Here is a 13,351-nt window from a genome sequence, read left to right on the forward strand (position 1 = left end):
ATCAATTGGAAACACGGCACTTCCATGATGTTGTGATCCCGTTCACTTCTCATCACATCGGAGCGCACATGCGTACAACGGCGCAGAAATCCACCACGGCGGCAGGAGCCGTCGGTTTCCTGGTGGTCATGGAGCTTGGCAGTGGCATACTTCAGGGCTGGCTGAATCCTCTGTTCTCTTCCATTGGTGAACACCATGGAGTCTCGGCAGCATCCCTGAATTGGATCAGCGCCGCCTACTTGTTGGCGACAGTGTTGGTGGTCCCTTTGCTGTCCAAGCTGGGTGACATCCACGGGCACAAACGGATACTCATGATTTCCACGGCTATCGTTGCCGCCGCTTCCGTCTTGGTTGCCTTCGCCCCAAACTACGAACTGTTCCTTCTGGGACGTGCTATCCAGGCCCCGCTGGCCGTTTTCCTCCCCTTGGAATTCGCCATCGTCCATCAACGCGACTCTGAACGCTCTGGGCGAAGCATCGGCAGGCTCGTGGCGGCGTTGACCCTCGGCGCAACGATCGGCGGTTTCCTGGCCGGATTTGTCCTCGACGCGACTGAGAGCCTGTCCATCACTCTGTTGATGCCAGCGATCTTCATGGCCCTGTGCGTCCCCGGCATCGCGTTCTTCGTCAAGGAAAGCCCGCTGCGGAGCAAAGGCCGGGTGGATTATCTCGGTGCTGCACTGCTTGGCGGTGGCTTGGCTGCTCTCCTGGGAGGCGCTTCAAATCTCTCAACATGGCCACCGCTGACCACGGCCCTCGCGATGGCGGTCGGCATTGCCCTCTTGGTCGGCTGGGTGGTTTCAGCCCGCAGGACAGAACACCCCCTGGTGGACCTCACCATGCTCCTTCGTGGCGGCATTGGTCTCCCGATTGTCGTCGCCTTCCTTTACGGCGCGCAACTGTTCGGCGCGCAAGCACCCATCTCCGTCTACCTGCGCTCCGATCCGGCCACGCTGGGATTCGGCTTCGGCGCTGCAGCCTCTGCCGCTGGAACAATGCTCAGCATCATGGCGCTTGCAGCCTTCCTGGGTGCCTCATTCAGCGACCGGGCATCCCGGCTGATCGGCGGCCCACGGAGTGTGGCTCTTGGAGGGGGCCTCAGCGCAATTGCGTACGTCCTGATGATTCTGGCGCCGGGTACTCTGGTGACCTTCGCGGTGTGGCTCGTCATGGCCGGGCTCGGTGCGGGACTGGTCAGCGGTACGCTGCCCACTTTGGTGGTCCAGCGCGCAGCAGTCGATTCAGTGGGTATCGCCTCGGGGCTATACAACACAGCCCGCACCGCCGCCGGAGGAGTCGCCGGTGCACTTTTCGCGCTGCTGATGGCAGCACTCACCACACCAACCGCGGCCGGAACGCGGGCAGCCACCGAGCTGTCCTTCCACGCCGTCTGGTGGATCTGCGCCGGAGTCTGCGTCCTCTTCGCCGTGGCCGTGCTCTTCATCCGCCAAGCCCGGACCACATCGGTTGACTCAACCACGTCATCGTCGAATGTCGATGACGTCCTCGAACCTGCCAACTAACTCACCTCGACACGAAGGATCAACAATGACCGTTTCCATCGACACCACCTCCCGGGACACCTTGCGCGACACCGTACGCGAGTCCGCTGCCGCCGTCGGGCCTTCCATCCTTGAACTTAGCCACAAGGTCCATGCACTGGCAGAGATCTCCTGGGAAGAACACGACTCAGCAGCGGCCGTGGCCGCTGTCCTCCGCGACGGCGGCTTCGAGGTGACCGAACGCGCCTATGATGTTCCGACGGCGGTCGAGGCCGTCTACGGCACCGGCGAACTGACCGTGGTCATCTGCGCCGAATACGATGCCCTCCCCGAAGTCGGCCATGCGTGCGGGCACAACATGATCGCCGCAGCAGGCGTCGGCGCTGCGCTGGCCCTTAAGCCCGTGGCCGACGCCGCTGGACTGCGGATCAAACTCCTCGGCACGCCCGCGGAGGAACACGGCGGCGGAAAAGTCTCGCTGCTCCAGGCAGGAGCGTGGGAGGACGCAGCGTTCTCTCTCATGGTGCATGGCATGACGGGCGCTGAGCGGAGCGCCTCGGCTTTCAGTATGGCCGCCGTCGAGCGCTTCGAAGTGCAGTTCAAAGGCAGCGAAGCCCACGCAGCCGGCGCCCCGGACAAGGCCATCAACGCTGGCGCGGCGGCGAGTCTGGCCCTGATGAACATGGCCGTCCTGCGGCAGCACCTGCCGGAGAACGCAAACACCAACGCCTTTATCTCGCACGGCGGCGGCGCCACGAACGTCATCGCCGGCGACGCCACCGTTCAGGTGGAAGTCCGCGCAGGAGACGTTGATGTGTGGCGGGACCTCAAGCGGCGGGTCCTCGCGTGCTTCGAAGGTGCGGCCATCGCCACAGGCTGCACATGGACGCACCGGCAGACCGAACACCCCTACGCTCCCATCAATACCCACGCGGGGCTGGGCAAAGCATGGGACGCCAACATGAAAGCCGTCGGAAGGCCCGTGGACACCACGCCCATCTTCGGCGGCGGCTCCTCCGACATGGGCAACGTCTCCCAGGTAGTCCCGTCCGTGCACGGCATGGTGGTGGTCCGCAACAGCACAGCGGTCCCGCACCACCCGGACTTCACCGCCGCCGCCATCTCACCGGAGGCGGACGAAGCTATCCTCGACGGCGCCACGGTCCTGGCACTCACGGTTCTGGAGGCGGCTCTGGACACCTCACTGCGAGCCGAACTGCTGGAACTCCAGGCTGCGCGCGTGAGCGGTGCCACGACGGTGACGCTGGAAGCCTGATTTCCGGGATGCTTCGCCGGTGGCGCCTCTCAGACGAAACGCTGAGGGGCGCCACTCCTCGCGGTCGGGCCGTGCTCAGTGCCACAGAGGGGTCCGCTTCTTTAGACGCAAGACGTAGGGAGATGCCGTGCCCTGCTACCAGACCCCGGGCTAATCGGATGCCGTCATCACCCTCGGCGCGGAGCTGGAGGGCGACCAGCGCGCCCTGGCGAAGCATGCCGAGCTCATGGCCTCGAGAGTCCTGGACGTCCGCGGGGTTGGCAAACACGACTAGGCGCCAGCTCAACCGGTACGGAGACCGGCAACTCAACCGCGCACTAGACGTCGTCGCCCGGACCCGAAGCCTCACAGACCCCGCCGCCCGTGCCCACATCCAGCGTCGCACCGCAGAAGGCAGGAGCCTAAGGGAAGTCTGCCACTGCCCCAACCGCCCCATCGCCCGCCAGATTTCCGTCAACTCCGGACACTCATGGCTTGGCTTATCACCATAGAGGGGTTGTCTAGAGACGATATGCACACATGCGATGAGCACCTATGTCAGGTCAGCAACTAGCCGTAAGGACAATGTCAAACAGCGAGTGCAGCCCCTGAGCTGTTGGCGCCTCCGAGCACCGAAGCCGAATTGATCTGGGCGAATAGGGGTTGATCGAGTCCAGGCTCAAACTCGATACGGTGTCCACGACAAGCCGTCAGTGCTCGAAACGGCTTGCGAAGTGTGGTGATCAATCTGCGGAACCATGCGTACGGCACGCTAAGTACCTCGTCCTGCTTCTGCAAGGAATCTAAAGGCGCTCCACGGCCTCGAAACCAATCGGCAGTCCTGCCGGTGTCTGGCTGCGAACGACGGCTGACGCTGCTGTCCCGCTCGGAACACGGCCCGTCCGTCACAAGAAAGGCATGCCAATTCCTGGCGGGTTGCTCTCTGCTTTTCCGGAAGAAGCCCTGCAAATTCTGTTGCGGTCCACTCCGTGCCATCCAATATGCTTTTTGCCATATACAAGGTGCCTCCTCGTGTATTGCTAACTGAAGTTCGAACGGCCGTCAAAGAAGCTCCGCCGCCGGCCACCTCGCGAACGCCGGTTTCCCGCGAGCCCGTGTCAGTCACCAGCCTGGCGGGATAAGTTTTTGGCACCTCATTGCGTGCCATCTTTGTTCTGGAGGCGATTCCGCCGTCTGAAGGTCATGGGCCGCAGGTAGCCCCTGCGGCCCATGACGGGCCTTCAGGTCTGTTATTTCGAGCTGGGTCGTCCGGGGATATGGCTAAGAATGGACTTGGAGAAGCCGCCATCGACGCAGATATCTTGACCGGTGACATAGCCGGATAGTGGGCTTACGAGAAATTCGATCACGTTGGCGATGTCCACCGGATCTCCTATTCTTGCGAGCGGGATAATTTCCTCCCGTGCCTTCTTGATTTTGGGATCTTCATACATTTTTTCGGTCATCCGAGTGTGGGTCATGCCGGGGGAGACTACGTTGACGCGGATGCCGTCGGGTGCCCATTCCAATGCGAGTGTCTGGGCCAACATTGTCAGCGCGGCCTTGCTTGGGCTGTAGGCGCCGGATCCCGCGTGTGGTTGTTGACCGGACATGGAGGATGTGAAGCAGGCGGCGCCGTGGCTGTCCTTCAGGTGTTGGTGGCTTGCTTTGGCGAGAAGCCACGAGCCGCGCAGGTTGACGGAGAACATTGCGTCCCAGTCTTCAAGGGAGACGTCGCATATGGGTCCGGGGTTGGCGATTCCGGCGTTGGCTACCAACGCGTCCAGGCCACCGAATTCTGCAACTGCAGCTTTGACCAGCTGGCTTGGCACGTTGGGGTCGCCGAGATCACCTGCCAGTGCGATGGCGGTGCCTCCCATAGCTTGGATTGAACGAACGACCTGCTCTTGGCTGCTGTTTGTTTCGTGTCCGCAGACTGCAATCATTGGCTGCTCCCCGCGCGCAAGGGCTGCCTCCGCGAGTCTCAGGGATGCTGCTGCGCCGATTCCGCTGCTTCCGCCACTGACCAAAGCCCTCATTAGACAAACTCCTCTTTCAGGTTGTTTCGCATTGAAAATTAGATCTCAACAATGCTGGTTTCTTCCATGCTTGAATAAACTCTTGGTGGAGCCCGGTTTTCGGCATGAGGAGTTAACTCTCCAGTTCCCATCCGTGGTTCTTGAGGTCCTGCATTGCTTTCGCAAATTCGTGGACCGGATTGTCTTCACGGATGATCTCCAGAACGACATTCCCGACGCCGCACGTGTCCTTGACGGCGTCGCCCAGCCCAGGCCAGTTGATGACTCCCGTGCCGATGGGGTCGTGACCCCAAGTGTCCACGCCGGTGTCGGAAATGTGCACCAGTCCGATGGCCTGGTGATGTTCCCGCAGACTAGACACGGGATCTTCTCCGATGAAAGCGGCGTTGGCGACGTCGTAGACGATCTTGACAGAATCGTCGTTGATCGTGCTGACGACACCTGCCAAGTCCTGAATTGTGGGAGTGAAGCAGTACGGGGTGTTTTCGAAGAGCAATCGTGTGCCAGCCTGCTTGGCCACCGGGATGAGACTTTCCAGGCTTTCATACATCCATCCGTGGACGCTTGCGAGCGAGGGCGAGATCATAGGACGGCGGGTGCCGGGGGAGATCACAACCTCGGTTACGTCCCAAGCGGCCGCCAAGTCAATTACCGATTTGATGTGATCAATACTTTTGCGGCGCATGCTGGCCCCGGGGCTGGCCAGGTTGATGTCATATCCGCCAGCGTTCAAGGACCGTATTTTCGCGCCGTAGTGGCTGAGCCTGTCTTGGATGGCCGTGCGTTCGGAGGTTGTTAACTCATCCGGCCAGCAATGCGGAGAACTGACTGGAACCTCGAACGTTCTGTAGCCGTTGTCGACAAGCTCGGCTATGGCATCGATCGCCGTCGCTGACCAAAGATATGAAAACGTATTGATAATCATGCTGTTCACGTAGGAGAAGTCCTCTCAATTCCGCGCCATGGAGAAAGAAGCTTTCCTTCATAACGCTCTATAAATTTTGAGCTGCGGCCGAGCTGCCGCAGCTCCGAGCCGACCGTCTATTTGGAGTGCCGGGAGACGTCGACCATCGACGTCGTGCCCGAAACCAACTTTTCGCCTTCGAGTACCTCAGGGTCTGCGAGTGCCACAGTGGAACGGTCACCGCGGTTGCCGGTCTCCGGCAGCGTGAAGTACACGACGAGGCACAATGCGACGACGACGATCATGTAGACAGCGACGAGCATCGGCTGCCCGGCTCCGACAAATGCGGCAGCGATCAGAGGTGCGGTTCCACCAAAGACGGCAATCACGATCTGATGCGCGAAACCGATGCCTGATACCCGGACGGAAGCCGGGAACAATTCGGCCTGGATGGTCGGATAGACCGACTGCCAGATGCCGAGAACTACCCACCCGGAGGCCGAGACCAGGACGTATACCCAGAAGCCCGGCTGGTTGAGGAGCAGGAGCAAGGGGTAGAAGAGAACGATCATGCCGATGGCGCCGATGATGGGGAAGATTTTGCGCCGGCCGAGTCGATCAGAGAGTGCGCCGCATGTCGGCACGATAACCACCAGCAAGGCCAGCCCGATAACGCTTCCGGCGAGTGTGGACGAGAGGTCCCGGCCGCTGGTGAGTTTAGCGTACGTGGGAAGGAAGGTGGCCCAGGTGTAATAGGCCACGGCTGGTGCGGAGAGTGCAGCTGCCTGAAGCAGGGCCTTCGGGTGCTCGCGAAGCAGGTCCATCAGGCGCGCCGCAGCGGACTTCTGGTCGACAAGGGCTTCTGCTTCGAATTCGGGGGTTTCTTCAGCCCGGGCCCTCAGGATCAGGCCGACGATGCCGAGGAAGCCGCCCACAACGAAGGGGATGCGCCATCCCCATGCGGCGAGATCGGCGGTGGAGAACGATGACGTCACCATTGCTGCTGCACCGGTGGCTGCCAGGGTCGCGAGGCCACTTGCCATGTTGGTGAAGGAACCGAACAGGCCTCGCCTGTTCGCTGGAGCGTGTTCGACCATGAACGCGATAGCACTTTGGCCCTCGCTGCCGGCCGAAATGCCCTGGATGACGCGGGCAATCAGGAAGAGGACGGGTGCCGCATAGCCGATGCTCGCAAATGATGGTGTGAGGCCGATGATGAGTGAGCCGAGCGCCATCCCGGAGACGGATAGAGTCAGGATGAGCCGCCGTCCAAAACGATCAGCCAGCGGCGAGATGATAATGCCGCTAAGAGGCCGTACAACAAACCCGACGGCATATGTCAGGAGTGCGGCGATCAGGGAGGCGAACGGGGAGTCGCTGGGGAATATCTGCGACGAGAATACCGCTGCGAGCAGCCCATAGATGTACCAGTCGTACCACTCAACGAAGTGGCCGATGGTGCCTGCCACCAGGTTCAGGGTGCGGCGCGGATGTTTGGACGTTTCGGGACGCCCCGAAGTGTCGGGACTGCCGACTGCTTCTTTTGAGGTCTTCATTGAACTCTCCATGTTTTCACGTTTAGCGCTGTGGTTATAGTGCTGGATCTGGGCACCCGGTGTGCGGGACGGTGCCGCCTGTGAATGCGTCCGACCGGATGACGAAATGCCAGGGGAGGCGGCCGGTGCGGGGCGGGCGGCGCTGCTTGCTCCTAAGCGAAGAAAGCTTTCACAATCCTCCAGACTTCCGAATGAGATCGGTTGCTGAGATCGGTTGCATTCAACGATACGGATGGAATGTGATCTTTGTCAATGTGTAATAGAGACGCTTCGTCCTATGCCAACGCCACTCATGGCCCGTAGCGAGGCTGCATCAATCGAGGGAAAGCGGTGCCTCGTTGTCGAAGTCCTGAAACTGCACGCCGGACCAGCTGCATTCCAGGCGGCCGTAGGTGGCCCAGTAGTCATCCCAGTGTGCGAGTTTCCAGTTGTCACGCTCCAAAGCACGCCGGATGAGTCGCGAACGCAGGACGTCTTGGGGCACCCGGACTCGTATCACGGTGATCTCGGGAGAGGGCCAGTGGAAGTCATTTACCGTACGGGTTAGGTAGTCCGGATCGTCAAAATAGGCCCCGAAGGGGGCATCGAGAACTACGGAGCGGCCGAGGCGCAGGTTTACTCCTGCCACATCCATGAGGGTCTCGTACTCAAGGGGCAGCAGATTGGCACGATAGTAATTGTTTGACTCGCGGTCGGTCGGGTCATGCCCCGTGGCGGTCAGTGCGAATTCGACGAAGCGGCCGCTCACCCGGTCCTTGTCCAGGTAAGCCGCTTGATGCTTCTCAGCCGTTTGTTGAGCGATGGTTGTTTTCCCTGAGCCGGCTGGTCCAATGACGATGAAGACCTGGGGAGACATTATCCGCGGGCCTCTGCTACTGCTGCGAGGAAGGCTCGGGCTGCTTCGGTGACGCGGGTGAAGTCCCCGTCAGGCTGCCATGCCTTGGTAACGTAACTGCCCACGCCGACGCCCGCCACGCCTGCGGCGAACCACTCGCCAACATTTTCCAGTGTGACGCCACCTGCGGGCATGATCGGCAGGTGCGCCAGAGGTGCCAGCACTGCTTTCGCATAGGCCACCCCGCCGGCCTCGGTGGGGAAGAGCTTGAGGATGTCAGCGCCTGCCTCGGCGGACTCAACGAATTCCGTGGGAGTGAAGGCTCCGCTGATGGTTGGCACCTGATAGCGGTTCGCGGTCCGGATCATCGCAGGGTTCAACTGGGGGCTGACGAGGAACTCGGCGCCAGCGCGGATGCACTCGTACGCGGAGTGCTCGTCAAGAACCGTTCCCGCACCAACCGCCACACCGCTTGGTCCATGCTTTGCGGCCAGGCGCCGGATCACCTCAACGGCCCCGGGAATCGACAGAGTGATCTCCAATGCCCGGAAGCCCCCCTCGATGGCAGCCTCAGCGACCTTCTCGGCAACCTCCGCGCTCTCTAGTCGCACGATTAGGACGGCCCCGGACTCGTCGATGGTCTGCAGGGTACGAAGTTTCTTATTCATGATGGCCTCTCTCTGGCCGGGTGGCTCCTTTGCTCCAGCCAACCCCGGCTCAATCGATGTTTCGTTGACAAACTCTCCCACCATCCATAGTGTTATTGCAACCGATCTCAGCAACCGATCTCATACAAGGGGGTATTGCGGTTGACTAAAGTACGAACAATTATTCTTGGTGCTTCCCACTGGCATGTTCCACTCTGCGCACAGGCTATGGCCGAAGAGCACGACATGATCGCAGTAGGCGACGATGATGTTTCCCGGGTGCAGGTGCAGAAACTGGCCGCCCACTGGGGAGCGCCGGTTGAAGCTGACTGGCGAAAGCTGGTGGATTTGCCCGATGTGGGACTCGCCTATGTGTTTGGTCCCCACGAGGGGATGGCAGAGAAGTGCATGGCCCTGATCGAGCGGAGAATTCCCTTCGTGGTCGAAAAGCCGTTGGGCACTTCCCTTAGCGAGCTTTCTGCCGTGCGACAAGCTGCCGAAGCAGCTGGTGTGCCGGCCACTGTGCCCTTGGTTCAGCGTGGCGGCCCGACGGACCAATGGCTCGCCAAGGCAGGCCGGCCAAGTTATCAACGGTCCTCGTTCATTGCTGGTCCGCCATCCCGGTACCTCCACAATGCCAATCCCTGGATGCTCGATCCTTCCAGGGCTGGGGGAGGCTGCCTGGCCAACCTGGCCCCACATTTTGTTGACCTGTTTCTAAGGGGCACCGGCGAATCAGAGCTGCAGGTGCAGTCCCGGCTCTCAACAGTTCTTCACGGCCAAGATATTGAGGATCACGCGAGCCTAATCCTCACTACGCCCGAGGGCCGCGAAACCATCGTGGAAGTCGGCTACGCATTCCCGGGCTCGCCGCTGAAGCGGTACTGCAGCTTCACCTCGGTCGGCGAAGCGGGATTCGCCGCCGTTGATTCCGACGGCACAGCTACTTTCACGTCAACGGACGGCACCACGGAAGTCGACAAGATCAATGTCGATAGCGACCCACTCTACGATCCGTTTGTCCGAAGTGTCGCCCGGACGCTGGAAGATGGATTCCAGGGCCTGACAACGCTGGCCCAGCTCGAAGATGTCATGCGCCCCATTTGGCAGGCGTATGACGACCAGCACGGAGGAAACGAACATGCCTGACTTGAGTATCGACGTCGTTGCAAAAGCTGCCGGTGTCCACCGGTCAACGGTCTCCAGGGCGTTCTCGCGCCCTGAGGCGGTGAAGAGTGAAACGCGCGAGCATATCCTCCGGGTCGCCGAGGGACTTGGCTACACCATGAGTCCGCTGGCACAGGCGCTCCGTCGAAAGACCAGCACCATCATCCCTCTGATCGTCCCTGACATTACGAATCCGTTCTTTGCAGAACTTGCCAAGACGATGACACAAGCAGCTGACGAGCGCGGCTACCAGCTCATGCTCTGCGTCACCAACGGCGACCCAGCCAAATCCGATGGATACTTTACGGCCATGCAGGCGATGTATGCCCCGTTCGGGATTGTGGCACCCTCCACAAAGGTCGATACCGAGGCGCTGAAGCGTTTCGCCTTCGGGCACAAGGTGGTGGTGATTGACCGCGTGGAAGGCGACGACTCCGTTCCAACGGTTACCGTCGACAGCCGCAAAGGAATCATGCTGGCGTTGGATCATCTGCATTCCCTGGGGCATACCTCAATCGGATACGTATCCGGTATCGCCGGGACACACACGGCCCAGGACCGGATGGACGCCTATCTGGAGCTCACCGCCCAAAGCGGAAGCACACCTGTAGTGCTCGACAGCGGGTCAGACCTTGACGCGGGCACGCGCGGCGCAGAGCATTTCCTGGAAATGGACAATCCACCCACAGCGATCATTGCGGCCAACGACATGGTGGCTTTCGCCGTGATTTCGGCGCTCGGTCGAAGTGGCCTTCGGGTACCGGAAGACGTGTCGGTCATCGGGTTTGATGGGCTCGCTCTAGGTGCCCGCTTCAACCCACCACTGACAACTGTGCGGCAGCCGATCGCTGACATGGGACACATCGCCATCGAACTGGCTGAAAAGCAAAATGTTGACGGTTCCGTGGACCATATCGTCCTCGAACCCGAACTCCTGGTCCGAGGCTCCACCTCGGAGCCCCGCAAATGAGCGGGGCGCAGGAGCAGAGGCTTCGGCGTCTGCCGGGGCTCCAGCACACGGACCACGTCGGTTTGACGGTTCCCAACCTTGAAGAAGGCATTCGCTTCTTCGTCGACGTTCTTGGAGCTGAAGAGTTATACCGCTCCGAACGCGGGCCGGACGAAGAGTTCATGCCCACGAACTTTGAAGTCCCGCCAGATGCCAAGCTCACGCTCGCCATGTTGCGGCTGCCACCGAATCTCAATATCGAGCTTTTCGAGTGGAGCAGTGCTGAGCGGCGGGAGACGCCACCGAGGCATTGCGACGCCGGAGGGCACCACCTGTGCTTCGTTGTGGATGACGTCGATGAAGCCATTGCCGTGCTGCAGGAAACGCCTGGAGTACGCGTGCTCGGTGAGCGCAAGGAAGTTGCCGGCGATAGCCCGCGCGTAGCCGGCAACCGCTGGACCTATTTCATAACCCCCTGGGGCCTGCTGATGGAAATCGTGGATCGATCCCGCGTCCCGGCCCCTCCCCGACTGGTCGGTCCCACGGACTGGGCAGCAGCTCCACACACTTCAGAAAGGACATAGAACAATGCGGCTAGCGGGTCACACACTAGGCACCCCGAACCACACGGTTCCCCAAGCACTGAGTCTCTTCCGGGCCGCAGGGCTCGATGCGGCAGAAATCATCTACCAGGACGACTACAAGTCCGGTTTGCCCCTGGGGGAGCGGCACTCCGCGATGGAGGCACTCAAAGCGTCCGAAGGCGAAGGCATACCAATCGTGGGACTAACGCCGTACACCACAGCCATCAACTCACTGGACGATGCCGAATGGCGCAAAGCGGTCGACGAATTCCGCGGGGCCATAGATACCGCACAACTGCTCGGGGCTGACAGGGTCCGCGTTTATGCCGGCTCCTGGCACCCCGGAGATACCGACCACGCTGCGCGGTGGGGGCAGTTGCGCAAAGCCTTGGAGACCCTCGCACCCGAAGCCCATCAAGCTGGCGTCCGCCTTTGCGTGGAGAACCACTTCGGCACGATGACCCAGACCGCAGCGGACACCGCGGCACTCGTCCGGGAAATTGCCCAGCCGTCCGTCCGCGTGCTCTACGACCAGGCCAACCTGACTTTCACGCACGACGAAAGCTACGAAGAAGCCTTCGCCGTCCAAGGTGACCTGATCGGCCACGTCCACGTCAAAGACCTTGTCTTCACCGACCCGACGGCGACCTTCCGAGCCTCGGAGACGGCCAGGGTCAACGCCTCAGAGCGTGCAGTCCGGTCACGTGTGGTCGGAAGCGGCGTTGTACCGTGGTCCCCGATTCTCGCCGCACTGCTGAAGCACGGCTACGACGATGTACTGAGCATCGAACTCGAATACCGATGGCACCCGCAAGATCTCCCCACCCCAGAGGATGGATTCCGGGAATCCGCCGCAGTCCTGCGCGCAATGCTCACTGATTTGGCCCAAGTAAGGAACGCCTGATGAACACCAATCGCCTCCGTGTCGGAGTTATCGGCGCCGGCAACATCGCCACGATTGCGCAACTGCCCACCCTCGTCCAACGGGACGACGTCGAGTTGGCCGCCTTGGTTTCCCGGCGCGAAGATCCCAGCAGCTTGGTCCGGCGCTGGGGCTTCCACGCCGCCTACAAGACAGTGGAGGAGATGCTGGCCGCGCAGGAACTGGATGCAGTGTTCGTGCTGACCCCGCGCTCCGAGCACGCCCACGCCGTCGAGCTTTGCCTCAACCGCGACGTGGACGTGTTCTGCGAGAAACCGCTAGCCCCAGCGACAGATGAGGCAGAGCATCTGGCAGACCTCGCCGACGAGCGGGGACGGATACTCATGGTTGACTTCAACCGGCGCTATGCACCCGTCTACACGGCCGGCCGGGAGGCTTTTGGCGACAAAGGCGCCACCTTCTGCGTTGCCCAGAAGAACCGCCCTGGATCCGAATACCGTGCAACGTTCGAGAACGCCATCCACATGGTCGATCTCCTGCGCTGGTACTGCGGAGGCGAACCTGAGCACGTGGCCGCCCACGCTGCTGGTGAAGATCCTTGGGAAGAAGACGGAATCGCAGCGACAATCCGCTTCAGCACCGGCAACACCGGCGTCCTGATGGCAGCCCGAACAGCGGGAGCATGGAACGAGAAGCTGGACGCGTACGGTGACGGGAAGACCGTCGAAGTCAGGGCGCCCGAGACAGTTTCCACCACCATCAACGGCGTCACCACTTCACGGGAACTGAGTGCAGAAGCGTACGGCTGGGCTACGGCGACAGACACGCTGGGATTCTCGGCCGCCGTTCACCATTTCCTGGATCGGGTCGGCGACCGGGCCCAGCCACTTACTTCAGGTCGCGAAGCTGTTCGCACCCAGCGCCTGCTGGACCAGATCCTCGCCGCGGCTGGCCTGCCCACAGAGGAGCAAACCGGGCGCGAGTGGGCGAGCCACGCAGTTAACGCACGCTGAACTACCAGCCCCATCTG

Annotated in this window: 12 protein-coding genes; 7 read left to right on the forward strand and 5 right to left on the reverse strand. The window is 61.2% G+C overall.

Annotation, left to right across the window (positions count from 1 at the left end):
- Positions 1–68 precede the first annotated feature (68 nt).
- Both ARUE_RS09855 and ARUE_RS09860 read left to right on the forward strand, forming a co-directional pair.
- Positions 69–1,523 carry an MFS transporter gene (locus tag ARUE_RS09855; RefSeq protein ID WP_014921659.1) on the forward strand — a complete coding sequence of 485 codons (1,455 nt, stop codon included), beginning with the start codon at positions 69–71 and terminating at the stop codon, positions 1,521–1,523.
- Between the two features lie 25 nt (positions 1,524–1,548).
- Positions 1,549–2,778 (forward strand): M20 family metallopeptidase, encoded by a 1,230-nt coding sequence (locus ARUE_RS09860; protein WP_014921660.1) that lies wholly within the window; start codon positions 1,549–1,551, stop codon positions 2,776–2,778.
- Positions 2,779–4,007: 1,229 nt separating this feature from the next.
- Here ARUE_RS09860 and ARUE_RS09865 read toward each other — a convergent pair.
- The 5 genes from ARUE_RS09865 to ARUE_RS09885 all read right to left on the reverse strand — a co-directional run bounded on the left by ARUE_RS09865 (position 4,008) and on the right by ARUE_RS09885 (position 8,759).
- Positions 4,008–4,796 carry an SDR family NAD(P)-dependent oxidoreductase gene (locus ARUE_RS09865; RefSeq protein ID WP_014921661.1) on the reverse strand — a complete coding sequence of 263 codons (789 nt, stop codon included), beginning with the start codon at positions 4,794–4,796 and terminating at the stop codon, positions 4,008–4,010.
- Between the two features lie 112 nt (positions 4,797–4,908).
- Positions 4,909–5,721, reverse strand: coding sequence for a sugar phosphate isomerase/epimerase family protein (locus ARUE_RS09870; RefSeq protein ID WP_043471266.1), 813 nt, complete (start codon positions 5,719–5,721; stop codon positions 4,909–4,911).
- A 116-nt stretch (positions 5,722–5,837) separates the two neighbouring features.
- Positions 5,838–7,256 carry an MFS transporter gene (locus tag ARUE_RS09875; RefSeq protein ID WP_014921664.1) on the reverse strand — a complete coding sequence of 473 codons (1,419 nt, stop codon included), beginning with the start codon at positions 7,254–7,256 and terminating at the stop codon, positions 5,838–5,840.
- A 313-nt stretch (positions 7,257–7,569) separates the two neighbouring features.
- Positions 7,570–8,112, reverse strand: a complete 543-nt coding sequence (locus ARUE_RS09880; protein ID WP_014921665.1) for a P-loop nucleotide/nucleoside kinase family protein — start codon at positions 8,110–8,112, stop codon at positions 7,570–7,572.
- Complete coding sequence (locus tag ARUE_RS09885) at positions 8,112–8,759, reverse strand: bifunctional 4-hydroxy-2-oxoglutarate aldolase/2-dehydro-3-deoxy-phosphogluconate aldolase (RefSeq protein ID WP_018778619.1); 648 nt, start codon at positions 8,757–8,759, stop codon at positions 8,112–8,114. Before ARUE_RS09885 ends, ARUE_RS09880 begins: the two co-directional genes overlap by 1 nt.
- Positions 8,760–8,966: 207 nt before the next feature.
- Here ARUE_RS09885 and ARUE_RS09890 point away from each other — a divergent pair, with 207 nt between their 5' ends.
- The 5 genes from ARUE_RS09890 to ARUE_RS09910 are packed head-to-tail and all read left to right on the forward strand — an operon-like array spanning position 8,967 to position 13,334.
- Complete coding sequence (locus ARUE_RS09890) at positions 8,967–9,887, forward strand: Gfo/Idh/MocA family protein (protein ID WP_014921667.1); 921 nt, start codon at positions 8,967–8,969, stop codon at positions 9,885–9,887.
- Complete coding sequence (locus ARUE_RS09895) at positions 9,880–10,875, forward strand: LacI family DNA-binding transcriptional regulator (protein WP_014921668.1); 996 nt, start codon at positions 9,880–9,882, stop codon at positions 10,873–10,875. Before ARUE_RS09890 ends, ARUE_RS09895 begins: the two co-directional genes overlap by 8 nt.
- The gene (locus ARUE_RS09900; RefSeq protein WP_014921669.1) at positions 10,872–11,438 is read left to right on the forward strand and encodes a VOC family protein; all 567 of its coding nucleotides are present in this window, start codon (positions 10,872–10,874) and stop codon (positions 11,436–11,438) included. Before ARUE_RS09895 ends, ARUE_RS09900 begins: the two co-directional genes overlap by 4 nt.
- Positions 11,439–11,442: 4 nt before the next feature.
- Positions 11,443–12,342, forward strand: a complete 900-nt coding sequence (locus ARUE_RS09905) for a sugar phosphate isomerase/epimerase family protein (protein ID WP_014921670.1) — start codon at positions 11,443–11,445, stop codon at positions 12,340–12,342.
- Positions 12,342–13,334, forward strand: a complete 993-nt coding sequence (locus ARUE_RS09910; protein WP_014921671.1) for a Gfo/Idh/MocA family protein — start codon at positions 12,342–12,344, stop codon at positions 13,332–13,334. Before ARUE_RS09905 ends, ARUE_RS09910 begins: the two co-directional genes overlap by 1 nt.
- The last annotated feature ends 17 nt before the right edge of the window (positions 13,335–13,351 follow it).

It is taken from the genome of Arthrobacter sp. Rue61a, from assembly GCF_000294695.2.
Lineage (GTDB): Bacteria > Actinomycetota > Actinomycetes > Actinomycetales > Micrococcaceae > Arthrobacter > Arthrobacter aurescens_A.